The following is a 23962-nucleotide window of genomic DNA, read 5'->3' on the forward strand; positions in this document are numbered from 1 at the left end:
GCCGCGAGCCTATTCCGTCAAACTGTTCAAACTCTGCTGTCGGTCACCTCAGTAACAGACCGGCCGATCGACCTTCACCATGCGACCCGCATCGCTCACCCAGCGGCTCTGGACCACGCAGTCACCCGCGATTTCCTCCACCGGTATCTCGACGCTGGCGACATCAGGCTGCCGCTTGAAATAGCCGCTGGTCGAGGCGGCGCCGGCGAAGAGCGCGGTCGCTCCCATCAGGGTGGCTATCGCGCTTATGAAAACGGTCCTGAGCATGGCATTCACCTTCACCACCTGTTCCGGTGGGGAATGCCACCGGGCCGTTATGTCGTCATACGTCTGCTCTCGACTGCGGGTACCAACACGAGGCACGCGAAAACCGGATCACGCCCACCCTGCCGGGTGCTGCGCGGCGAAGAACGAGACCACTTCCGTTCCTGCATGTCCGTCGTGTGCCTTATGCGATCCGTTAACGTGCAATTAACGTGTGATGCCGCGAGAAAGTTCCAAGGGCGCTTCATGAAAACGTGATTAACCCAACGTAGGGGAGCCGCGCGTCACCTCGTCCGGCCGGTCATCTTGTCGGGACGGTGAGGCGCCGCTATAAGCCGCTGCGAAATCACTTCCTCCCTGTACCTTCAAGGAACGACCGCCATGGCGCTCGAGCGCACCTTTTCGATCATCAAGCCGGACGCCACCCGCCGCAATCTGACGGGCGCTATCAATGCCACCATCGAGAAGGCCGGCCTGCGCATCGTCGCGCAGAAGCGCATCCTTCTTACCCGCGCCCAGGCCGAGACCTTCTACGGCGTCCACAAGGAGCGCCCCTTCTTCGGCGAGCTCGTCGATTTCATGATCTCCGAGCCGATCGTCGTGCAGGTGCTTGAGGGCGAGAACGCTGTCGCGAAGTATCGCGAAGTGATGGGCGCCACCAACCCGGCCAATGCGGCCGACGGCACCATCCGCAAGGAGTTCGCGCTCTCGGTCGGTGAGAATTCGGCTCATGGTTCCGACAGCCTGGAGAATGCCGCGATCGAAATCGCGCAGTTCTTCTCGGGTAATGAAATCGTCGGCTGAGCTGCATCCGCGGCTCTGACTGCTTGACCTTACGGCGCGCCTCGCTCCAGATGCTGGAGCGGGGCGCTGCTATTTTTTGCGCGGCAGCGCAGTCCTGTGCGCTTGCAGCATCATTTCTGCAGGAAATTTCCCGCATGGGCTTGGCCCCGCCATAGATTATTATGTATGTTGCTTGGATATGGGCGCTGCGGGGGTCCGGCCACGGAGAAGTGGCCCGCAGCGGGGATAGCCGTTATGGCGCGCCAAGAGCGCCCGGGAGTGGGCCCGCCGGAGCCACCTCCTCTTGCCTCACCGTAGCAACGGCGCGCCAACGCCGACTTGAACCATATCAAAAGCCCGTCCCAACGAGGGCGGGTGGTGAGGGGAAATCTGTATCATGAGCTATCTTGAGCCACTGTTCTGGCTGGCGCTTCTGAAGATCATCTGGATCAACGTCCTGCTGTCGGGCGACAACGCGGTCGTGATCGCCATGGCCTGCCGGTCGCTGCCTGATCGTCTGCGCCGCATCGGCATGGTGCTCGGCGCGGGTGTCGCCGTCGGCATGCGAATCGTGTTCACGGCCATCGTCGCCGTGCTGCTCGGCCTGCCCTGGCTGCGCATCCTCGGCGCCATCGCCCTGATGTACATTGCCGTGGATCTCGTGGTTCCCGAGGGTGAAGAAGGCGAGGGCGTTCAGGGTCATGAGAGCCTGTGGCGCGCGGTCGGCACCATCGCCGTGGCCGACCTCGTGATGAGCCTCGACAACGTGGTCGCCATCGCGGCGGTCGCCGACGGCAACTGGACGCTGATCATCATCGGCCTCGTCATCTCGATCCCGATGATTGTCGCGGGCGCCGCGCTGATCATGAAGCTGCTGTCGCGCTTCCCCTGGCTCGTGTGGGCCGGTGCGGCGCTGCTCGGCTGGGTGGCCGGCGAGATGTTCATGTCGGACGTGAAGGTGCTCGACTATCTTGGCGAGACCATCGTTCACCAGTTCGAGTATGTCGCGGCCGCCGCTGGCGCGCTGGCGGTGCTCGCGATCGGCTGGACCGTCGTGCGGATGAAGAAGAGCGCACACCCCCACGCCGGGGCCTGAACGACGATAGGCGGTTCCCCTCGCCGAAAGTGCCCGCGGTCCGCAGCCGCGGGCACTTTCAGTTCGAGGACTGGAAACTGGCGTATTTTATTATGTATGCCAGATCTTCCCGGCATCGGGGCGCCGCTTTTCTCACCCTGATTTTGTGATTGACCAGAGAGAAAACGATGGACTTCTCAAGCCCGATCTTCTGGGTATCCCTGCTGCAGATCATTTGGATCGATCTTCTGCTCTCCGGCGATAACGCGGTGGTCATCGCGCTCGCCTGCCGTTCGCTCCCGGAAAAGCAGCGCAAATGGGGCATCCTTCTGGGTGCTGGCGCGGCCGTCGGCCTGCGCATCATCTTCGCGCTCGCGGTGTCCTACCTGCTCGGCGTCCCGCTGCTGAAGGTGGTCGGCGCGCTGCTGCTGTTCTGGATCGCGATCAAGCTCGTCCTCGACGAAGAGGGCGGCGATCATCATGTCGAGAGCGCGGACAGCCTGTGGAAGGCCGTGCGCACCATCGCCATCGCCGATGCGGTGATGAGCCTCGACAATGTGGTGGCCATCGCCGCTGCCGCCCGCGGGCATGCCGAGCTGTTCATCTTCGGCCTGCTGCTGACCATCCCGCTGATCATCTTCGGCTCGCAGCTGATCCTGAAGCTGATTTCGCGCTTCCCGGCCCTGATCTGGTTCGGCGCGGCGCTGCTCGGCTGGATTGCCGGCGAAATGCTGGTCAGCGACAAGATCGTGCTGGAGACCATGCAGACCATGGGCCCCGGCCTCGTCGAGACCATCGCCGATCCGGAAGACCCGATCGGGCTCAAGCCGACCGCTCTGCCGCACTACATCGCGGCGGTGATCGGCGCGGCCTTCGTTCTGTCCTTCGGCTGGATCGTGAAGAGCCGCCGCCGCGAGGCGGGCGCCCACTGAGCGATCCTGTCCCAACGGACAGTGTAAAAGGGAAGGGCGCTCCGCTACGATGGTGGCGGAGCGCTTTTTCATGAATCAACATAATCCGATCCGCACCGGCTATTCCGCCTGTCCGCATGACTGCCCCTCGACCTGCGCGCTGGAAATCGACATTTCCGGCGGGCGCATCGGACGGGTGCGCGGCTCGAAGGACAACAGCTACACCGCCGGCGTCATCTGCGCGAAGGTGGCGCGCTATGCCGAGCGCGCCAACCACCCCGACCGGCTGACCCAGCCGCTGCGCCGCACCGGGCCCAAAGGCAGTGGCGCGTTCGAACCGATCGGCTGGGACGAGGCGCTGGACACCATCGCCGCGCGCTTCCGCGCTGCCGAGGCGACGCACGGGCCCGAGGCGGTCTGGCCCTATTACTATGCCGGCACGATGGGGTTGGTGATGCGCGATGGCATCAACCGGCTGACTCACGCCAAGGGCTATTCGCGCTTCTTCTCCACGATCTGCATCAACCCGGCCTGGAGCGGCTTCCTCGCCGGCACCGGACGGCTTGCCGGGCCCGACCCACGCGAGATGGCAAAGAGCGATCTGGTGGTGATCTGGGGCACCAACCCGGTCTCGACCCAGATCAACGTCATGGCCCACGCCACCCGCGCCCGGAAGGAACGCGGGGCGAGGATCGCGGTGGTCGACGTCTATCGCTCTCCGACCATGGAGCAGGCCGACATACCGGTTCTCATCCGCCCCGGCACCGACGGCGCGCTGGCCTGCGCGGTGATGCATGTGCTGTTTCGCGACGGGATGGCGGACCGCGATTATCTCGCGCGCTACACCGACGATCCGGTCGGGCTGGAGGCGCATCTGGCGGACCGCACGCCGGAATGGGCGGCGGCGATCACCGGGCTGCCGGCGGAGGAGATCGTCGCCTTCGCCCATGCCATCGGCGCCACGCCGCGCACCTTCATCCGCGCCGGCTACGGCTTCACGCGCTCGCGCAACGGCGCGGTGAACATGCACGCCGTGACCTGCATTCCGGCGGTGAGCGGCGCCTGGCGCCATGAGGGGGGCGGGGTATTTCACACCAATGGCGCGATCTTCGGCTGGAACAAGCAGCTCATCGAGGGCACGGGCGGCCCGGCGCCGAGCGCACGCATGCTCGACCAGTCGCGCATCGGCGCGATCCTGTGCGGTGAGGCCGAGGTGCTGGGCGGCGGTCCACCGGTCACGGCGATGCTGATCCAGAACACCAATCCGGTCTCGGTGGCGCCGGAGCAGGACAAGGTGCGGGCGGGCGTTGCGCGCGAGGACCTGTTCGTCGCGGTGCACGAGCAGTTCATGACCGAGACCGCGCTTTATGCCGACATCGTGCTGCCCGCGACCATGTTCACCGAGCATGACGACATCTATCAGGGCGGCGGCAACCAGTATGTCATCGCCGGCCCGAAGCTGGTGGAAGCGCCGGGGGAGTGCCGCTCCAACCATGAGGTGATCTGCGCGCTGGCCGAGCGTCTCGGCGCCGAGCATGAGGGGTTCACGCTCAGCGCCCGTGAGATCGCCGACCGCACCTTGCAGGCCAGTAAGCGCGGCAGCTTCGCCGAGCTGGAGGAAAAGCGCTTCATCGACGTGCAGCCGGATTTCGGGACCGCGCATTACGGGCGCGGCTTCAATTGGTCGGACGGCAAGTTCCGCTTCAAGCCAAACTGGCCGAAAGTGCCTTATGCGGCTCCGGCAAAGTTCGGCCCGGTGGCCGACATGCCGGAATGGCCCGACCATTGGGGCGTGATCGAGGAGGCGACGGCCGAATACCCGTTCCGGCTGGTCACCGCGCCGGCGCGCTCCTTCCTCAACTCGACTTTCACCGAGACGCCGGGCTCGCTGGCGCGCGAGAAGCGTCCCGAACTGCTGATCCACCCGCAAGATGCCGCCGCTCTCGGCATCGCGTCCGGCGATGTGGTGCGGGTGGAAAGCGCGCGCGGCGGGGTGGAACTGCACGCGCGGCTGTTCGACGGGCTGCGGCGCGGCGTGGTGGTGGCGGAATCGATCTGGCCGAACCGCACCCATCGCGGCGGGCGCGGCATCAACACGTTGACCGGCGCCGATCCGGTCGCCCCGGTCGGCGGCGCGGCGTTCCACGACAACCGCGTGCGGATCGTCCGCGAGGCGGCTGCGGCGTCGGGCTAAGATATCGGTGCGCGGATAGGGAACTTCGCGAGGGTTCGCGCGTCTTGCCCGCGACCCGTTCAGCCGCAAGGTGCCCGATGAAATTCCGCGTCTCCTCCCGCCTCGACTATGAGGTGAAGCAGCCCACGCTGTTCATCCTGAATGTCGAGGCTGCCGCGCTGCGCAACCAGCGCATCCTCTCCGAGAGCCTGGTGCTCGATCCGCCGCAGGCGCTGGACCGCCATGTCGCCAGCGAAAGCGGGACGCGCCTCGTGCGCGTCATGGTGCAGCCCGGCCCGTTCTCGGTGAACTATGACGCCGAGGTCGCGCTCGACATGCACGACGCCGACCCCGCGACCGTGCGCGAGGTTCCCATCCCCGAACTGCCGCTCGAACTCGCGCCCTATCTCAATCCCAGCCGCTACTGCCAGTCCGACCTGCTGGCGCGCTTCGCCCATCGCGAATTCGGCGCGTTGCCGCCGGGCCATGGCCGGGTGACGCAGATCTGCAACTGGATCTACGAGCATGTCGACTACCAGAGCGGCACCTCGGATTCGCAGACCTCGGCCTATGACACCATGGTGCTGCGCGCCGGCGTGTGCCGCGACTTCGCGCATCTGGCGATCGCCTTCTGCCGGGCGCTCGGAATCCCCGCGCGCTTCGCCAGCGCTTATGCGTGGCAGCTCGATCCGCCGGATTTCCACGCGGTATTCGAGGCCTACCTCGGCGATGCCTGGTATCTGTTCGACCCGACCCGCAAGGCCGCGCTTCAGGGGCTGGTGCGGATCGGTGTCGGGCGCGACGCGGCGGATGCGGCCTTTGCCACGATCTATGGCGAGGCCGAGATGACCGGAATGAAGGTCGGGATCGAGGCCTCGGACACCGGTGCCGAGGAGGAGCCCACCGTGCGCGCGGTGGGGATCGCCTGAACGCTCAGGTGCTTTTCCGGCGCGCCAGCACGTAAAGCACCGGCAGCAGCACGGCGTAGATCAGCGTGATGACCAGAAGCAGCCCGAAATTGTTCTTCGAGGTGTCGCCGGCCTCAAATGCCTCGCGGAAATGGCCGTAAGCGACACCGAAGGAGAACAGGCTGTAATAGCCGACCACCGGCGCCTTGAACGCCAGCGAGCGCCAGAAGGAGAGGATGGCAACGACGCCGATGGCGGCATCCGCCACACCGATCTCGAACTGGAACGGGCTGACCTCCCAGCCGATGCTGGCCGCCGCCATGTGCGGGAATACAATGTGGAAGAAGCCGGCCCAGAAGGCGGGCGGGATAATAAGTGGGGCTTCTCGTCAGCGCCGCCATGACGAAGGCGCCGACGAACAGGAGTGCCGGCAGGTTGCCCAGCACGAAGGCGATCGCCGCCTCAATCATCGCGTTCCCCTTGCCGCTCGCATATCCCGACGGTGCACGACTTTCGCGCAGAGGATCGAACGTTCCCACCCGTCCGGCAAGCGGTATCGCCGTAAATCTAGATCGCCGGCGGCACCACCAGCGCCGGCGGGGCGAGCTCGAACTCGTCGATCGCGACGCGGTTCTCCACGATGCGCGCGCGACCTTCAGTGACGAGGCGCAGCGCGGCGGGGTAGATCACATGCTCCTGCGCCAGCACGCGCGCGCCCAGCGTGTCCGGGGTGTCGCCCTCCAGCACCGGGACGGCGGCCTGGATGATGATCGGGCCGACATCCATCTCCGGCGTCACGAAATGCACGGTACAGCCGTGGATCTTCACGCCCTCGGCCAGCGCGCGCTCATGGGTGTGCAGGCCCTTGAAGCTCGGCAACAGCGCCGGGTGGATGTTGATCATCCGTCCGCGCCATTTCTGCGTGAAACCGGGGGTGAGCAGGCGCATGAAGCCGGCGAGGCACACGATATCGACCTGCGCCTCTTCCAGCGCGGCGTCGAGCGCGGCGTCGAAGCTCTCGCGGTCGGCATAGGCCTTGTGGTCGATGGCGAGCGTCGCGATGCCGGCAGCCTCAGCGCGCACCAGCCCGTGGGCGTCCGGCCGGTTGGAGATCACGCGCACGATTTCGGCCGGGTAATCAGGCGCCGCAGCGGCTTCCAGCAGCGACATCATGTTCGAGCCGCGGCCCGAGATCAGGACCGCGACGCGCGCGCGGCTCACAGCGGGGCGTCCAGCGCGAGCGTGCCGTCATAGACGGTGTGCGCCGCGCCCTCGCCGGGCTCGATGCAGCCCAGATGCGTGACTTCCTCACCGCCATCGGCCAGCGCATCCGCGACGGTCTCGGCATCCTCCGGGGCACAGACCACCACCATGCCGATGCCGCAGTTGAAGGCGCGCAGCATCTCGTCCGGGGCGACGTTGCCGGTCTGCGCCAGCCAGCGGAACACCGGCGGCACGGTGAGCCCGTCGAGGTCGATGCGCCCGACCGTGTGTTTGGGCAGCACGCGCGGCAGGTTCTCGGTCAAGCCGCCGCCGGTAATGTGGGCAAGCGCCTTCACCTTGCCGGTCGAGCGGATCGCCCCAAGCACCGACTTCACATAAAGCCGCGTCGGGGTGAGCAGCGCCTCGCCCAGCGTCTGGCCCTTGTGGAACGGCGCGGGTGCATCCCAGCCGAGCCCCGAGACCTCGACGATGCGGCGCACCAGCGAATAGCCGTTGGAGTGCACGCCGGAGGAGGCGAGGCCGAGCAGCACGTCGCCGGGGCGCACATTGGGGGAGGGCAGCAATTCGCCGCGCTCCACCGCGCCGACCGAGAAGCCGGCGAGATCATAGTCCCCCTCGGCATACATGCCGGGCATCTCGGCGGTCTCGCCGCCGATCAGCGCGCAGCCGGATTCCGTGCAGCCCTTGGCGATGCCGGCGACGATCTTGGCCCCGACATCGGGAGCGAGCTTCCCGGTAGCGAAATAGTCGAGGAAGAACAGCGGCTCGGCGCCCTGCACCACGAGATCGTTGACGCACATCGCCACCAGGTCGATGCCGATGGTTTCGTGGCGGCCGGTCTCGATGGCGATCTTGAGCTTGGTGCCGACGCCATCCGTGGTCGCGACGATCAGCGGGTCCTTGAACCCCGCCGCCTTGGGATCGAACACGCCGCCGAAACCGCCGATATCGGCATCCGCGCCGGCGCGGCGCGTCGCCTTGACCAGCGGCTTGATCAGATCGACCAGCCGGTTGCCGGCATCGATATCGACGCCCGCATCACGATAGCTGAGGCCTTTTTCCGTACCGCTCATCATTGGCTCCCGAGGATTGAGAGGCGGATTAGCCGCTTATCCGCCGCCTCGCAAGGCGCGGCGCGCGCGCAAGGGTGTCAGCGCCGCCCGGCATGGTCGATGCCAAGCGCGATCAGGCCGGCGGCAAGACCCCAGAATGCCGAACCGATGCCCGCCATCGAGACGCCCGAGGCCGTGACCGCGAGCGTCAGCACCGCCGGGAAGCGGCGGGCCGGATCGCCCATCGCGGTGCCGAGCGCGTTCACCAGCGGCCCCAGCAAGGCGAGGCCGGCGAAGGTGGCAATCAGCGCCGCCGGCAGCGCGGCGATCAGGGCCACCAGCGCCGCGCCGGCAATGGCGAGCAGGATGTAGAACAGGCCGTAGCACGGGCTCGCCATCCAGCGCTTAGCCGGATCGGGATGGGCGTCCGGCCCGGTGCAGATCGAGGCGGTGATCGCCGCGAGATTGGTGGTGAGCGAGCCGAACGGCGCGGTGATCAGCGAGGCGAGGCCGGTCACCGCGAGAATCGAGCGTGTCGGCGGCGTGTAGCCGGCCGCCTGAAGCACCGCGAAGCCCGGCAGGTTCTGCGAGGCCATGGTGACGAGATAGAGCGGCAGGCCGATGCCGATCAGCGCCTGAAGGTCGAATGCGGGCCAGATCAGTGTGAGCGTCGGCAGCGGCATATGTTCGGGCAGCGGCGCCACCTCGCCGAGGAAGAACGCGAAGGCGATGCCCACACCCAGCACCGCCAGCACGCCCCCGAACGGGTTGATGCGCCGCGCCACCAGGAACAGCACCACCAGCGGCAGCACCAGCATCGGGTCGACCTGCGCGCTGGTGAACACGGCGGTGCAGAAGCGGAACAGCACGCCCGCCAGCATAGCGGCGGCCACCGCCACCGGCAGGCGCTGAACCAGCGCGCCGAGCGGCTTCACCGCGGCGGTGACGAGAATCAGCGCCGCCACCATGAGGAAGGCGCCGACCGCGACCTCGATCGAAAGCCCCTGCGAACCGGCCACCAGCGCCGCGCCGGGCGTCGACCAGGCGGTGATGATCGGCAGCTTGTGGCGCCAGCCGAGGAAGGCGCTGGTCGCGGCCATGGAGAGGCACAGCCCGACCACGCCCGAGGAAATCTGCTCCGGATTGGCCCCCGCCGCCTGCGAGGCCGCGACGACGATGGCGATGGTTCCGCCAAAGCCGACCAGCGCGGCGACGACGGCGGAGGTGAGGACGGAAAAGCGCATGGAGATCATCGCGGCAGTCGAAAGGAGCAGGAGGCACAGGAAGCTTCCCGCCTTGTGCCACGCCGTCGCCGCCGCGTCACGGGTACGAAGGGAGGGGGCGCCCGCCGGCGCGGCGAATGATGGGGGCGCCGGCGCTTGTGCATCGCACACGCAAGATTTTGCTGTATCAATGGCCTCAACCGAACTTCAACCCCTGCTCGGGTATTGAAGCAGGGCGGGCGGCATCCCTCGGGACCTTCGGACGGCAGCATGATCTGGCATAAGCAGGTGACGTTCTGGCTTTCGATGCTGGCGGTGTTCGTGCTCGCCTGCTGGCTGCTGTCCAGCGTGCTGCTGCCCTTCGTCGCCGGTATGGCGCTGGCCTATTTCCTCAACCCGGTCACCACACGGATTGAGCGGCTGGGCATGAACCGGCTGCTGGCCTCGCTGCTCACCATCGCCGTGACCCTGCTGCTCGGCATCGCGCTGCTGCTGCTGGTGCTCCCGATCTTCTCCTCGCAACTCGCCGCCTTCATCCAGAACCTGCCCGAGTACATCGTGAAGCTGCAGAATCTTGCGACGGGCGAGAAGGCGGACTGGCTGCGCTCGGTGATCGGCGACCGCATGCCGCAGATCCGGCAGGGGCTCAGCGACCTCGCCACCCAAGGCGCGGCCTATCTGCTGACCCTGCTGCAATCGATCTGGACCGGCGGGCAGGCGCTGCTCTCGGTGTTCTCGCTGCTGGTCATCACCCCGGTCGTCGCCTTCTACATGCTGAACGACTGGAACGGCATGATCGACAAGGTGGATTCCTGGCTGCCGGTGAAGCAGCGTCCGCAGCTTCGCGAGCTGGCGACCGAGATGGATCACGCGATCGCAGGATTCGTGCGCGGCCAGTCGGCGGTCTGCGTGATCCTCGGCCTCTATTACGCGCTAAGCCTGACCGTCGCGGGGCTGAATTTCGGCTTCGTCATCGGTCTGGTTTCGGGGATGATTACCTTCATCCCCTATGTCGGTTCGCTCACCGGGCTGGTGCTGGCGGCCGGCGTCGCGGTGGTGCAGTTCTTCCCGGACTACACCATGATCGTGGTCGTGCTGTGCATCTTCTTCTTCGGCCAGTTCATCGAGGGCTACATCCTCCAGCCCAAGCTGGTGGGCGAGAGCGTCGGGCTGCATCCGGTGTGGCTGATGTTCGCCCTGCTGGCCTTCGGTTATCTGCTCGGCTTCCTCGGCCTGCTGCTGGCGGTGCCGCTGGCGGCGGCGGCAGGCGTGCTGGTGCGCTTCGCCATCAAGCAATATCTGGCGAGCCCGCTCTACACCGGCGAGGAGCCGCCCGCCGAAGACGGGCTGATGAGCTAGGCCATGGCCACGCGCCAGCTTCCCCTCGACCTGCCGCATGCGGAAAGCCGCGCGCGGGCCGATTTCCTGCCCGCTCCCGCCAATGAAGCGGCGCTGGCGCTGATCGATGCCTGGCCGGACTGGCCGGCGCGACTGGTGGCGCTGAGCGGGCCGGAAGGCTCCGGCAAGTCCCATCTCGCCGCGATCTTCGCCGAGGAGGCCGGCGCCCCGGTCCTACCGGCAGCAAAGCTGGAGGCGGCGGCGGTGCCCTCGCTGCTGGCCGGCGGCGCGCTGGTTCTGGAGGACCTCGGCGAGGGACCGTTCGATGAGACGGCGCTGTTCCACCTCATCAATCTCGCCAATGAACAGCGCGCGAGCGTGCTGGTCACCACGCGCCGCCTGCCGGCCGCGTTGGCGCAGGAGGTGACCACGCGCGATCTCGCCTCGCGGCTGCGGGCGATGCCGGCGGTGAGCCTCGGCGCGCCGGACGACCGTCTGCTGGCCATGGTCGCGGTGAAACTTTTCGCCGACCGGCAGATTTCCCCAGACGACGCGCTGCTGAGCTATCTTCTGCCGCGGGTCGAGCGCTCCATCGGGGCGCTGCGCGACCTCGTCGCAGCGCTGGACCGCGAGGCGCTCGCCCGCAAGCGGCCTCTGACCCGCGCATTGGCGGCCGAACTGCTGCGCGAGCGCACGCAAACCGACGAGGCGGAGGGCGATGCGTCGTCCGCCGGCTTCCCATTCACTTGAGTTGACCTAAGGTTAAGATCTCAATGTCATCCAGCGGTCATGAAGCGCGGCGAACTTCCCGGCGAACCAAGCGGGTAGCGAGCAAGAGCAAGGGAGCCGACATCGTGGCCGATACCGAGAGGCAGCCGGTGCTGGAAGTTGTACCGGAGACGGCGGAGGCGGTGCAGCCGACGACCCTGGAAGCCGATCTGATGGCGTCCCCGGAACGCTTCATCAATCGCGAGCTGTCCTGGCTCCAGTTCAACCGCCGCGTGCTGGAAGAGGCGTCGAACAGCGCCCATCCGCTGCTGGAGCAGCTGCGCTTCCTGTCGATCTCGGCGAATAATCTCGACGAGTTCTTCATGGTCCGCGTGGCCGGCCTCAAGGAGCAGGTGCGCGAGGGCTATGGCGGCAAGAGCCCCGACGGCCTCACCCCGGCCGAGCAGCTTCCGCTGATCAGCGAGGCGGTGGCCGGCCTTGCCAACGACCAGCAGGCGCGCTGGCGCGGCCTGCGCGTCGAATTGAAGGCTGTCGGCGTCGAACTGGTCGATGGTGCGGACGTGCTCAAGCCCGATCGCGCGGTGCTCGACGAGTTCTTCCTCGCCCACGTCTTCCCGGTGCTGACGCCGCTCGCCATCGATCCGGCGCATCCGTTCCCGTTCATCCCCAATCTCGGCTTCTCGCTGGCGCTCCAGCTCGCGCGCATCAGCGACGGCCGCGCCATGAACGCGCTGATCCGCGTGCCGGCGAAGATCGACCGCTTCATCCGGCTGCCGGACGGCGAGAACGGCGTCCAGCGCTTCATCACGCTGGAACAGATGATCGGCCTGTTCATCGGCCGCCTGTTCCCCGGCTATCAGGTGAAGGGCCAGGGCGGTTTCCGTGTCATCCGCGACAGCGACCTCGAAGTCGAGGAAGAGGCCGAGGACCTGATGCGCCTGTTCGAGAGCGCGCTGAAGCGGCGCCGTCTCGGCACGGTGATCCGGCTGGAGGTCGATGCTTCCATGCCCGAGGAACTGCGCAACTTCGTCACCCGCGAACTCGGCATCAAGGCCGACGAGGTGATGCTGGTCGACGGCGTGCTGGCGTTGAACGAGTTCAGCCAGCTCGTCGGCGTCGACCGGCCCGACCTCAAGTTCAAGCCCTATAATCCGCGCTTCCCCGAGCGCATCCGCGACCATGCCGGCGACTGCTTCGCCGCCATCCGCGAGAAGGACCTCGTGGTCCACCACCCCTACGAATCCTTTGATGCGGTGATCCAGTTCCTGCGGCAGGCGGCGCGCGACCCTAATGTCGTCGCCATCAAGCAGACGCTGTACCGCACCTCCTCCGACAGCCCGATCGTCAAGGCGCTGGCCGAGGCGGCGGAGGCCGGCAAATCGGTGACCGCGCTGGTCGAACTCAAGGCCCGCTTCGACGAGGAAGCCAATATCCGCTGGGCCCGCGATCTGGAGCGCGCCGGCGTGCAGGTGGTGTTCGGCTTCCTGGAGCTGAAGACCCACGCCAAGCTCTCGCTGGTGGTGCGCCGCGAGGGCGGCCAACTCGCCAGCTACTGCCATGTCGGCACCGGCAATTACCACCCGATCACGGCGCGCATCTATACCGACCTGTCGTTCTTCACCGCCGACCCGGTGATCGGCCGCGACGTGGCGCGCATCTTCAACTTCATCACCGGCTATGCCGAGCCGGCGGAGCTGGAGGCGATGGCGATCGCCCCGCTGACGCTCAAGAAGCGCATCATCGACCACATCAACGCCGAGATCGAGTTTGCTCGCGCCGGCCGCCCGGCGGTGATCTGGCTGAAGATGAACGCGCTGGTCGACCCCACCGTGATCGACGCGCTCTACCGCGCCAGCCAGGCCGGCGTGCAGATCGACATCGTGGTGCGCGGCATCTGCTGCCTGCGGCCCGGCGTGCCGGGGTTCTCGGAGAACATCCGCGTGAAGTCGATCGTCGGCCGCTTCCTCGAACATCCCCGCATCTACGCCTTCGGCAACGGGCACGGCCTGCCGCACCCGGAGGCGGCGGTCTACATCTCCTCCGCCGACCTGATGCCGCGCAATCTCGACCGGCGCGTGGAATCGCTGTGCCCGATCACCAATCCGACGGTGCACATGCAGATCCTCGACCAGATCATGGTTGCCAACCTTCAGGACAACCAGCAGAGCTGGCGCGTGTTGCCGGACGGCTCGTCTCAACGCATAGTGCCGGCTGAGGGCGAGGAAGCATTCAACGCCCAGCAGTATTTCATGACCAATCCGAGCCTGTCGGGACGTGGAAAATCGCTCAAGGACTCCTCGCCGCGCAGCCTCGTCCGCCGTCGCAACCGCGCGTGACCGCATGAGCGAGATGCTGAGCGGGGCCGCCAACGGCCTCGTTTCCGGGGCGCCGACCGCCGTTATCGACATCGGCTCCAACTCGGTTCGTCTGGTGGTCTATGAGCGCCTGTCGCGCTCGCCGACGCCGATCTTCAACGAGAAGGCCTCCTGCGGCCTCGGCCGCGAGGTGCTCACCACCGGGCGGCTGAACGCCGAGGCGGTGGCCAAGGCGCTTGCCGCCCTGCGCCGCTTCCGCGTGCTGTGCGACCGCATGGGCGTCGGCAAGCTCTATGTGCTCGCCACCGCCGCGGCGCGGGACGCGTCCAACGGGCCGGAATTCGTGCGCGCCTGCGCCGAAATCTGCCGCGCCGATGTCGAACTGCTCTCGGGCAAGCGCGAGGCGCAGCTTTCCGCGCTCGGCATCGTCTCGGGCGTCTATCACGCCAATGGCGTGGTGGGTGATCTGGGCGGCGGCTCGCTGGAGCTGGCGGAGCTGCACGGCCACAAGATCGGCAGCGGCGTCACCTTTCCGCTCGGCGGGCTGGCGCTTCAGGACACTTCCGGCCGCTCGCTGAAGAAGGCCGACAAAATCGTCAAGGACGCCTTCGCCAAGGACAAGCACCTCGATCACCTCAAGGGCCGCACCTTCTACGCGGTGGGCGGCACGTGGCGCGCGCTGGCGCGGCTGCACATGTTCCAGCGCGGCTATCCGCTGCATGTGATGCACGGCTATATCGTGCCGGCCAAGGAGATGCTGGAATTCGTGCGCCTGGTGCGCCGCGTGCCCATCGACACGCTGTCACGCATCGACACGGTGTCGGAAGTTCGCCGGCCGCTGCTCGCCTATGGCGCGCTGGTGCTGGAGCACATCATCCGCATCGGCAAGCCGGCGAACATCTTCGTCTCGGCGCAGGGCGTGCGCGAGGGGCTGCTGTTCGAGCTGCTGCCCGAGGCCGACCGCACGGTCGACCCGCTGCTCTCCGCGACCTCGGAGCTCAACGAACTGCGCTCACGCTCGCCCGCCCATGGCTGGGAACTGATCGCCTGGACCGATCGCTTCATGGCCTCGACCGGCATCGAGGAGAGCGTCGAGGAGAAGCGGCTGCGCCATGCCGCCTGCCTGCTGGCGGATATAAGCTGGCGCGCCCATCCCGATTATCGCGGCGAGCAGGCGCTGAACCTGATCGCGCACGCCGCCTTCATCGGTCTCGATCATCCCGGCCGCGCCTTCCTGGCGCTGGCGATCTATTACCGCCATGTCGGGCTGATCGACGAGGATCTGTCGCCGCGCATCCGCGAGCTGGTCTCGACCCGCTTCCTCGACCGCGCGCGCATCCTCGGCGCGGTGATGCGGGTTGGCTACATCCTCTCGGCGGCGATGCCGGGCACGCTGCCATTGGCGCCGCTCACCGTCGACAAGGGCAAGCTGACGCTGCATCTCGAAGGCGATCTCGCCCCGCTCGCCGGTGACCGCATCAACAGCCGCGTGCGCACGCTGGCACGGCTGATCGGCCGCGAGCCGGTAGTGGTGACCTGAGCCCATTCTTGACGGCAAAGGGCCGTGCCTTGGGACGGCGTGTTTAGCGTCGGCCATGGCCGACGCTGAGAGCCGTCATCCTGAAGGCGGCTTCGTTCAGACCGGCTTCGCCTCGCGCTCCAGCGCGATCACCCGGCCGCGCTGCATGGCGAGCGCGAGGCGCCCGGCCTTAAGCGCCAGCGCCTGCTCGCCGAACAGCTCCCGCCGCCAGCCGTGCAGCGGCTGGACGTTCGGCTCGTCCTCGGCGGCGATGCGTTCGAGGTCGTCCACCGTCGCGATCACCTTGGCGGCGACGCCGTGCTGCTCCGAGGTCATGCGCAGCAGCACCTTGAGAAGCTCCACCGTCGCCGAGGCGCCGTTGGAAAGCGGGCGGTCGCGCTCGATGCGCGGCAGCGTCTTCGGGTCGCGCGCAAGGCCCGCCTGCACCGCCTCGATGATCTGCTCGCCCGAGCGCGAGCGCTCGAAGCCCTTGGGGATCGAGCGCAGATGGCCGAGCCGTTCCGGCGTGGTCGGATGCTGTGAGGCGATCTCGGCGATCACATCGTCCTTGAGGATGCGGGAGCGCGGCATGTCGCGCGACTGCGCCTCACGCTCGCGCCACGCCGCGACCTCCATCAGCACGGCCAGGTCCTTGGGCTTTCGCGCGCGGGCCTTCAGCCGCTCCCAGGCGCGCTCGGGCTCCTGGCGATAGGTCTCCGGCGAGGTGAGCACCGCCATCTCCTCGCCCACCCAGTCGGCGCGCCCGCGCTTCTTGAGGTCGGCGTCGAGCTTGCGGAACACGTCGCGCAGATGGGTGACGTCGGCTTCGGCATAGGCGATCTGCGCGGCGGAGAGCGGGCGGCGCGACCAGTCGGTGAAGCGCAGCGACTTGTCGAGCACTTCGCCGGTAAGGCGCTGCACGAGCTGGTCGTAGGAAATGGAATCGCCATGGCCGAGCACCATGGCCGCGACCTGGGTGTCGAACACCGGGTGCGGGATGATCCCGGCGAGATGCCAGACGATCTCGATGTCCTGCCTTCCGGCATGGAACACCTTCAGCACCTTCTCATCCGCCATCAGCGCGAAGAAGGGCGCAAGGTCGAGCCCGTCGGCAACCGCGTCGATCACCACCGCCTCGTCGGGGCTGGCGAGCTGCACGACGCACAGCTTCGGCCAGAAGGTGGTCTCCCGCAGGAATTCGGTATCGACGGTCACGAACGGGTGGCGGGCCAGCCGTTCGCAGGCCGCGGCGAGGGCGTCTGTCGTTGTGATCATATCCATGGCTACATGCTTCATAACGGAGTCGCGCGCGGGAGACGACAGGCAATTGCGCAGATTTAGTACCGAAGCATTAACCATGCGGGGCTAATCTGTGCGTCGGATTCGAGCCGGCAGCGGAGCTGGCCGATGTGAGGAAATCACCATGAAGAACGTGCTTCTCGCCGCCGCCTGCGCCGTGGTCCTTGGCGCCCTGCCGGCCTCTGCCGCCGACAAGGTCGATGCCGGCGTGCTGGTCTGCAATGCCGGCACCTCGATCGGGCTGCTGGTCACCTCGAAGCAGGAGCTGACCTGCACCTTCACGCCGGCCGACAACAGCGCGGTCCAGAATTATGCCGGCACCATCGAGACCGTGGGCCTCGATCTCGGCGTCACCGGCGGCGGCGTGATGACCTGGGGCGTGCTGGCGGTGGCCAAGCAGGTTCAGGCCGGCGCGCTGGCCGGCAAATATGCCGGCGCCACCGGCAATGTCGCGCTCGGCGTCGGCGTCGGCGCCAATGTGCTGGTCGGTTCGAGCAATTCCTTCGCGCTCAACCCGGTGTCGGTCGAAGGCAATGTCGGCGCCTCGCTCGCGCTCGGCGTCGCCGGCCTGACCCTGCGCTACGTCCCCTGATTCCGGGCTCCCGCAAGGCCGCACTGGGCCCGTCCGCGTGCGGAATTCCTTGACAAGGCTGGTTAGGCATTGCACCCCTCCGCGCGCCCCTTGGGTCGCCCCGGAGGGGTGTTTTCGTTTGCCTGTCGTCAGTCCGGTCGGAAAATCATGACTATGCACCGCTATCGCTCTCACACCTGCGGAGCCCTTCGCGCCGGAGATGTCGGCACCACCGCCCGCCTCTCGGGCTGGTGCCACCGCATCCGCGACCATGGCGGCGTGCTGTTCATCGATCTGCGCGACCATTACGGCCTGACCCAGGTTGTGGTCGATCCCGACAGCCCGGCCTTCAAGCTGGCCGAGACCGTGCGCTCGGAATGGGTGATCCGCGTCGATGGCCGCGTGCGCAACCGCCCCGAAGGCACCGTCAATCCCGAGCTGCCGACTGGCGAGGTCGAGCTCTACGCCACCGAGATCGAGGTGCTGGGCCCCGCCGCCGAGCTGCCGCTCCCGGTGTTCGGCGATATCGACTACCCGGAAGAAACGCGCCTGCGCTATCGCTTCCTCGACCTGCGCCGCGAGAAGCTGCACAAGAACATCATGACCCGCGGCGCCATCATCGACGCCATGCGCGCGAAGATGAAGGGGCAGGGCTTCTTCGAGTTCCAGACCCCGATCCTCACCGCCTCCTCGCCCGAGGGCGCGCGTGACTTCCTGGTGCCGTCCCGCCTGCACCCCGGCAAGTTCTACGCGCTGCCGCAGGCGCCGCAGCAGTACAAGCAGCTGATCATGATGAGCGGCTTCGACCGCTACTTCCAGATCGCCCCCTGCTTCCGCGATGAGGACCCGCGCGCTGACCGCCTGCCGGGCGAGTTCTACCAGCTCGACCTGGAGATGAGCTTCGTCGAGCAGGAAGACGTGTTCGCCGCCGTCGAGCCGGTGATCACCGGCGTGTTCGAGCAGTTCGCCGAGGGTAAGCCGGTGACCAAGAACTGGCCTCGCATTCCCTATGCGGTGTCGATGCGCAAATACGGCACCGACAAGCCGGACCTGCGCAATCCGCTGGAGATGCAGAACGTCTCCGAGCATTTCCGCGGTTCCGGCTTCAAGGTGTTCGCGCGCATGCTCGAAGACCCGAAGAACGAGGTGTGGGCGATCCCCGGTCCGACGGGTGGTTCGCGCGCCTTCTGCGACCGGATGAATTCCTGGGCGCAGGGCGAGGGCCAGCCGGGCCTCGGCTACATCATGTGGCGCGAAGGCGGGGAGGGCGCCGGCCCGCTCGCCAATAATATCGGCCCGGAGCGCACCGAGGCGATCCGCCAGCAGCTCGGCCTCGGCGCCGGCGACGCCGCCTTCTTCGTCGCCGGCAACCCGGAGAAGTTCGTCAAGTTCGCCGGTAGCGCCCGCACCAAGGTCGGCGAGGAGCTGAAGCTCGTCGATTTCGACCGGTTCGAGCTCGCCTGGATCGTCGACTTCCCGTTCTATGAGTGGAACGAGGACGAGAAGAAGGTCGACTTCTCGCACAACCCGTTCTCCATGCCGCAAGGCGGGCTGGACGCGCTGAACGGGCAGGACCCGCTGACCATCAAGGCGTTCCAGTACGACATCGCCTGCAACGGCTACGAGATCGCTTCCGGCGGCATCCGCAACCACCGCCCCGAGGCGATGGTGAAGGCGTTCGAGCTCGCCGGCTATGACGAGGCGACGGTGGTCGAGCGCTTCGGCGGCATGTACCGCGCCTTCCAGTACGGCGCACCGCCTCATGGCGGCATGGCGGCGGGCGTGGACCGCATCGTGATGCTGCTGTGCGGCGTCACCAACCTGCGGGAAATCTCGATCTTCCCGATGAACCAGCAGGCGCAGGACATTCTGATGGGCGCCCCCAACGAGGCGACGCCCCGCCAGCTGCGCGAGCTGCACATCCGCACCAACATTCAGGAGAAGTGAGCGCCGCGCGCTCACTGCAAGACTTCGCGAAAAGCCCGGCGGTGCTCCCGCCGGGCTTTTTCGTCAGGGCGTGTCGATCACCTCGACCTCGACCTCGTCGATCAGGCTGGTCGGGTCGTCCTGCAGCGCCTGCATGATGGTCAGCACGGTCAGCGCGTCGCCGCGCGGGGTGACGCGCAGCGCGATCGTGCCCATCGGCTTCTGCAGGAAGGCGACCAGCGCCTGCACCGCCGGGTCGAGCTCGGGACGCTCCGAGACGGTCTGCCCCAGGAGCAGCTCGGCAAAGCCGGCGAACAGCTGGCGCAGCGTCTCGGCCGGAATGCCCTGCTGCTGCGCCGCCTCGTCGAGCTTCTGCTGGTAGAGGCCGGAATCCACCAGCGTCACCTCCAGCGAGGCGAGATTGGCCGCCAGCGCCGCCGCCGTCACGCCCTCGGGCTCGTCGGAGAAGATCGAGCTGTCGACGTCGGTGAACACCGCGCCGGCATTCAGCGAGAAGGCGTCGGAAATCTCCAGATAGACCGGCGTCACGGTCACGCTCTGCTCGCCCGCATTCCACTGCGCGCCGAGGTCGAGCGCGATGCTGGCGCGGGCGATGCCCTCCGGCAGCACCTGCGCGGCCGGCTGGCCGGTGTCCAGCGCGTCGGTCGGGCCGGCAGCGCGCAGCGTGGCGGAGAACTGCGTCGGCAGCGCGCCCTCGCTCGCGGTCCAGGCGAGCTGAAGCTTGTCGATGGTCGCCGGGTCCTTGCCCTTGGTCATCGTCGCCTTGGCATTGAGCAGCTCGAAGCGCCCGAGCAGCCCGAAGCCGCGCATCAGGAAGCCGATGTCGCCGGTGGCGTCGGGATCGTCGACGCTGTCGGCCGCCATCCGCATCATGGCGCCGGGACGCAGCCCGCCGAGCGTGAGCCGCTCGAAGCTCGCCGGCTTGTCCGGGCCGTCGGTGCCGGTGAAGCCTTCGAGCGTGATCTGCGACAGCACCCCGGCATCCAGCGCGCCGACCTTCATGGTGGCGAGCTGCGCCTTGGAGCCGTCCGGCTGCGTGGTCTCCAGCCCGGTCAGCGTCGCGCTGCCGAGGCGCATCGCATCGTAGATGTCGGCCACGCCGCGCAGCAGTTCGGCCGTGTCATCGGTCGCGGCCGGCTCGCCGCGCCCGACCTGAAGCTGCACGCGCTGGGCCGTCGCCAGCAGGTTTTCGACGGGCACCGCGGAGGGCTTCAGCGCAATGTCGCGCAGCTCCATGGTCTTCCAGCTCTGGTGCAGGCCGTTATCCGTGCTGACCTCGTAGCCGTCGACGGTGATCATTCCGTAGAGCGTGCGGTAGCCGGTCTCGGCCGGCCGCCGCTTGGGATCGAGCAGGATCAGGCCGCCGGCGAGGTCGACGCCACTCGCGGTGACGCGGCCGATCCGGCCGGCGCCCGCGTCAGTCCCCGCGCCGGCGATGCGGAAGCTCGACGGCTCCAGCGTCAGGGCGGCGATGCGGCCCTTGTCGAGCGTCTCGACGGTCACCGCGCCATGGCTTATGTCGGTCTCGACGAGATAGGCCCCGGTCCCCGCGCGGGTGGAGCCGGTGGCGCCGGGGATCGCGATCTTGGTGATCGTGGTCTCTTCGATGAGGGCGAGCACGAGCTGCGCCGGATCGGGACCCGAGGCGACCACCTCGGTCGGCCCGTCCACGCCGGTCAATTCGATCAGCGGCGCGTCGTAACGCCCCTCGACGCCCGGGGAGAACGGCAGCGGGCCGGCAAAGCTCACGCCGTGGAAATCGATCCGCTTCGCGCTCATGCGGTTCGGCGCGGTCTGCGAGAGGCCTTCGGCGGTGAAGCTGGCGATTTTCAGCGTGCCCTGGCCCGCGACAGAAAACACGAGGTCGTCTATATCGAGCCGGCCGTCGAAGGCGTCGAACTCGACCTTGCCGCTGCTTCCCTCGATACCAGCGGCTTTGAGGTTGAGAAAAAACGCGTCGACCTGTTGCCGTGCCTGGTAGCCGACATAAAGTGTGAACCCGAAATAGCCGCCAACCCCGGCGGCGAGCAGAGCGATCAGCCCGACTAGAAACGATTTGCGCATGCGACCACGACCTGGAGCGGCACTGGCGATCCGTGCTGAATCGCGTTGCCCTGCGGAAATCTTATTCCAACAGCCCGATCGCGGGCATTACAAAAACCGAGACTCGTTGTACGGCGGGGGAAGAGCCCACTTGCCGGCAGTTCGGGGAAGGAAAAGCTATGGCCTCGTATATTTCTGATGACCTGCGCTCGGGCGCGATGATTTATCATCGCCTGCCGCGGCCGGGTAAGCTCGAAATCCAGCCGACCAAGCCGCTCGCCAACCAGCGCGATCTGGCCCTGGCCTATACGCCGGGCGTCGCAGCGGTGTGCGAGGCGATCGCCGCAGACACCTCCCTGGTTGCCGAACTCACCGGCCGCCAGAATCTGGTCGCGGTGGTCTCCAACGGCACGGCGGTTCTCGGGCTCGGAAATATCGGGCCGGAAGCCTCCAAGCCGGTCATGGAAGGCAAGGCGGTCCTGTTCAAGAAGTTCGCCGGCATCGACGTGTTCGATATCGAGATCAATGCGCTGGAGCCGGACCATGTCGTCTCGGTCGTGGCCGCGCTGGAGCCGACCTTCGGCGGCATCAATCTGGAAGACATCAAGTCCCCGGAATGCTTCGAGATCGAGACGCGCCTGCGCGAGAAGATGAACATCCCGGTGTTTCACGACGATCAGCACGGCACCGCGATCACCATCGCCGCCGGCATCGTCAACGCGCTGTTCCTAGGGGGCAAGAAGATCGACGAGGTGAAGATCGTCACCTCCGGCGCCGGCGCGGCGGCGATCGCCACGCTGAACCTTCTGGTCTCGATGGGCGCCAAGCGCGAGAACATCTGGGTGAACGACATCGAGGGGCTGGTCTATGAAGGCCGCACCACGCTGATGGACCCCTATAAGGGCGCCTTCGCCCAGAAGACCGACAAGCGCACCATCGCCGAATCGATCGAGGGCGCGGACATCTTCATCGGCCTGTCGGCCGGCGGCGTGCTCAAACCCGAGATGCTGAAAGCCATGGCGCCGAACCCGGTGATCATGGCGCTGGCCAACCCGACCCCGGAAATCATGCCCGACCTCGCCCGCGAGGCGCGTCCGGACGCCATGATCTGCACCGGCCGCTCGGACTTCCCGAACCAGGTCAACAACGTCCTGTGCTTCCCCTTCATCTTCCGCGGCGCGCTGGATGCCGGCGCGACCACGATCAACGAGGAGATGAAGGTGGCGGCGGTGAACGCCATCGCCGAGCTCGCCCGCGAGACGCCCTCCGACGTGGTGGCACGCGCCTATGGCGGCGAGACCCCGGTGTTCGGCCCGACCTCGCTGATTCCCTCGCCCTTCGACCCGCGCCTAATCCTGCGCGTCGCGCCGGCGGTGGCGAGGGCGGCCATGGAATCCGGCGTCGCGCGCCGGCCGATCGCCGATTTCGATGCCTATATGGAGGGGCTGGACCGCTTCGTGTTCCGCTCCGGCCTGGTGATGAAGCCGCTGTTCGCGATGGCGAAGCAGGCGCCCAAGCGCGTGATCTACGCCGAAGGCGAGGACGAGCGCATCCTGCGCGCCGCGCAGGTGGTGGTGGAGGAGGGCCTCGCCCGCCCGATCCTGATCGGCCGTCCGCAGGTGATCGACACCCGTCTGGAACGCTTCGGCCTGTCGATCCGCCCCGGCCGCGATTTCGATCTGGTGAACCCGGACGATGATCCGCGCTATCGCGATTATGTGAATACCTATGTCGAACTGGCCGGCCGCCGCGGCGTGACGCCCGAACTCGCCCGCACGCTGGTGCGCACCACCCCGACCGTGATCGCGGCGCTGGCGGTGATGCGCGGCGATGCCGACACCATGCTGTGCGGCGTCGAGGGGCGTTTCATCCGCCATCTGCGCCATATCCGCACCATCATCGGCCTGGCGCCGGGAGTGTCGGACGTCTCGGCGCTCTCCATGCTGCTGACCCAGAAGGGCGCGTTCTTCCTGTGCGACACGCAGGTCACCAGCGACCCCACCGCCGAGGAACTGGCGGAGATGTCGGCGCTGGCGGCGGCCCATGTGCGCCGCTTCGGCATCGAGCCGAAGATCGCGATGCTCTCGCACTCCGATTTCGGCACCCGCGAGGACGACGGCGCCCGCAAGATGCGCCGCGCGGTGGAACTGCTGCTGGAGCGCGAGCCCACGCTGATGGTCGACGGCGAAATGGAAGGCGACAGCGCGCTGCTGCCGCAGATGCGCGAGCGCGTGCTGCCCGGTGGCCGGCTGCAGGGCGTGGCGAACATTCTCGTCATGCCGAACATCGACGCCGCCAACATCGCCTACCAGATGGTGAAGGTGTTCGGCGATTCGCTCCCCGTCGGGCCGATCCTGCTCGGCACGGCGCGCCCGGCGCACATCCTCACCCCGTCGGTGACCGCGCGCGGCGTCGTCAACATGACCGCCATCGCCGTCGTCGAGGCGCAGGGCGTGTGACGCGCGAGGGGGCGGGCCTGTCCCGTCCCTCCGGCCCGAGCTTTCCTTCCTATGCGAGGAGGTGCGGTGCGCCGCGCCTCTGGCGAGAAGGGCGGCGGGGCGGTAGTAAGAGATGGGGGCTGGGGCCGT

The 23962-nt window shown here is 67.3% G+C and carries 19 protein-coding genes; 12 read left to right on the plus strand and 7 right to left on the minus strand.

Annotated elements, in window-relative coordinates; all coding sequences use genetic code 11:
- Positions 1–48 precede the first annotated feature (48 nt).
- Positions 49–267, minus strand: a complete 219-nt coding sequence (locus VRZ77_RS16110; RefSeq protein WP_414593626.1) for a hypothetical protein — start codon at positions 265–267, stop codon at positions 49–51.
- A 378-nt stretch (positions 268–645) separates the two neighbouring features.
- Between VRZ77_RS16110 and ndk the strand changes: the two genes are divergently transcribed.
- The 5 genes from ndk to VRZ77_RS16135 all read left to right on the plus strand — a co-directional run bounded on the left by ndk (position 646) and on the right by VRZ77_RS16135 (position 6135).
- Complete coding sequence (gene ndk, locus VRZ77_RS16115) at positions 646–1068, plus strand: nucleoside-diphosphate kinase (protein ID WP_414593627.1); 423 nt, start codon at positions 646–648, stop codon at positions 1066–1068.
- A gap of 376 nt (positions 1069–1444) precedes the next feature.
- Positions 1445–2143: a TerC family protein gene (locus VRZ77_RS16120; protein ID WP_414593628.1), complete on the plus strand. Its 699-nt coding sequence runs from the start codon at positions 1445–1447 to the stop codon at positions 2141–2143.
- A gap of 167 nt (positions 2144–2310) precedes the next feature.
- A complete protein-coding gene (locus VRZ77_RS16125; RefSeq protein WP_414593629.1) occupies positions 2311–3054 on the plus strand; it encodes a TerC family protein in 744 nt (247 codons plus the stop codon).
- A 70-nt stretch (positions 3055–3124) separates the two neighbouring features.
- The gene (locus VRZ77_RS16130) at positions 3125–5227 is read left to right on the plus strand and encodes a molybdopterin-containing oxidoreductase family protein (RefSeq protein ID WP_414593630.1); all 2103 of its coding nucleotides are present in this window, start codon (positions 3125–3127) and stop codon (positions 5225–5227) included.
- A gap of 77 nt (positions 5228–5304) precedes the next feature.
- Positions 5305–6135, plus strand: coding sequence for a transglutaminase-like domain-containing protein (locus VRZ77_RS16135; RefSeq protein WP_414593631.1), 831 nt, complete (start codon positions 5305–5307; stop codon positions 6133–6135).
- 4 nt (positions 6136–6139) lie between these two features.
- Here VRZ77_RS16135 and VRZ77_RS16140 read toward each other — a convergent pair whose 3' ends face one another.
- From VRZ77_RS16140 to VRZ77_RS16155, 4 genes are all read right to left on the minus strand, one after another.
- Positions 6140–6487 (minus strand): DUF6790 family protein, encoded by a 348-nt coding sequence (locus tag VRZ77_RS16140; RefSeq protein WP_414593656.1) that lies wholly within the window; start codon positions 6485–6487, stop codon positions 6140–6142.
- 194 nt (positions 6488–6681) lie between these two features.
- Positions 6682–7335 carry a phosphoribosylglycinamide formyltransferase gene (purN, locus tag VRZ77_RS16145; protein ID WP_414593632.1) on the minus strand — a complete coding sequence of 218 codons (654 nt, stop codon included), beginning with the start codon at positions 7333–7335 and terminating at the stop codon, positions 6682–6684.
- Entirely contained in the window at positions 7332–8414 is a 1083-nt protein-coding gene (gene purM, locus VRZ77_RS16150) for a phosphoribosylformylglycinamidine cyclo-ligase (protein WP_414593633.1), read from the minus strand. The genes purN and purM overlap by 4 nt, the downstream gene beginning before the upstream one ends.
- A gap of 74 nt (positions 8415–8488) precedes the next feature.
- Positions 8489–9634 (minus strand): benzoate/H(+) symporter BenE family transporter, encoded by a 1146-nt coding sequence (locus tag VRZ77_RS16155; protein ID WP_414593634.1) that lies wholly within the window; start codon positions 9632–9634, stop codon positions 8489–8491.
- Between the two features lie 249 nt (positions 9635–9883).
- Between VRZ77_RS16155 and VRZ77_RS16160 the strand changes: the two genes are divergently transcribed.
- From VRZ77_RS16160 to VRZ77_RS16175, 4 genes are all read left to right on the plus strand, one after another.
- A complete protein-coding gene (locus VRZ77_RS16160) occupies positions 9884–10972 on the plus strand; it encodes an AI-2E family transporter (RefSeq protein WP_414593635.1) in 1089 nt (362 codons plus the stop codon).
- Positions 10973–10975: 3 nt separating this feature from the next.
- On the plus strand, positions 10976–11701 hold the full coding sequence (locus VRZ77_RS16165; RefSeq protein ID WP_414593636.1) for a chromosomal replication initiator DnaA: 726 nt from the start codon (positions 10976–10978) through the stop codon (positions 11699–11701).
- A gap of 191 nt (positions 11702–11892) precedes the next feature.
- The gene (locus VRZ77_RS16170; RefSeq protein ID WP_414593657.1) at positions 11893–14016 is read left to right on the plus strand and encodes an RNA degradosome polyphosphate kinase; all 2124 of its coding nucleotides are present in this window, start codon (positions 11893–11895) and stop codon (positions 14014–14016) included.
- Between the two features lie 4 nt (positions 14017–14020).
- Complete coding sequence (locus tag VRZ77_RS16175; protein WP_414593637.1) at positions 14021–15535, plus strand: Ppx/GppA family phosphatase; 1515 nt, start codon at positions 14021–14023, stop codon at positions 15533–15535.
- Between the two features lie 96 nt (positions 15536–15631).
- Here the strand turns inward: VRZ77_RS16175 and rnd are convergent, their stop codons facing one another.
- Positions 15632–16795, minus strand: a complete 1164-nt coding sequence (rnd, locus tag VRZ77_RS16180) for a ribonuclease D (protein WP_414593638.1) — start codon at positions 16793–16795, stop codon at positions 15632–15634.
- A gap of 142 nt (positions 16796–16937) precedes the next feature.
- Here rnd and VRZ77_RS16185 point away from each other — a divergent pair, with 142 nt between their 5' ends.
- Together VRZ77_RS16185 and aspS are read left to right on the plus strand one after the other, a co-directional pair.
- A complete protein-coding gene (locus VRZ77_RS16185; protein WP_414593639.1) occupies positions 16938–17405 on the plus strand; it encodes a DUF992 domain-containing protein in 468 nt (155 codons plus the stop codon).
- 153 nt (positions 17406–17558) lie between these two features.
- Entirely contained in the window at positions 17559–19331 is a 1773-nt protein-coding gene (gene aspS, locus VRZ77_RS16190) for an aspartate--tRNA ligase (protein WP_414593658.1), read from the plus strand.
- 63 nt (positions 19332–19394) lie between these two features.
- Here the strand turns inward: aspS and VRZ77_RS16195 are convergent, their stop codons facing one another.
- A complete protein-coding gene (locus tag VRZ77_RS16195) occupies positions 19395–21395 on the minus strand; it encodes a hypothetical protein (RefSeq protein WP_414593640.1) in 2001 nt (666 codons plus the stop codon).
- Between the two features lie 158 nt (positions 21396–21553).
- On the opposite strand from VRZ77_RS16195, the gene VRZ77_RS16200 reads away from it, so the two are divergent.
- The gene (locus tag VRZ77_RS16200; RefSeq protein WP_414593641.1) at positions 21554–23833 is read left to right on the plus strand and encodes an NADP-dependent malic enzyme; all 2280 of its coding nucleotides are present in this window, start codon (positions 21554–21556) and stop codon (positions 23831–23833) included.
- Positions 23834–23962: the final 129 nt, after the last annotated feature.

The organism is Ancylobacter sp. G4_0304, from assembly GCF_047501495.1.
Lineage (GTDB): Bacteria > Pseudomonadota > Alphaproteobacteria > Rhizobiales > Xanthobacteraceae > Ancylobacter.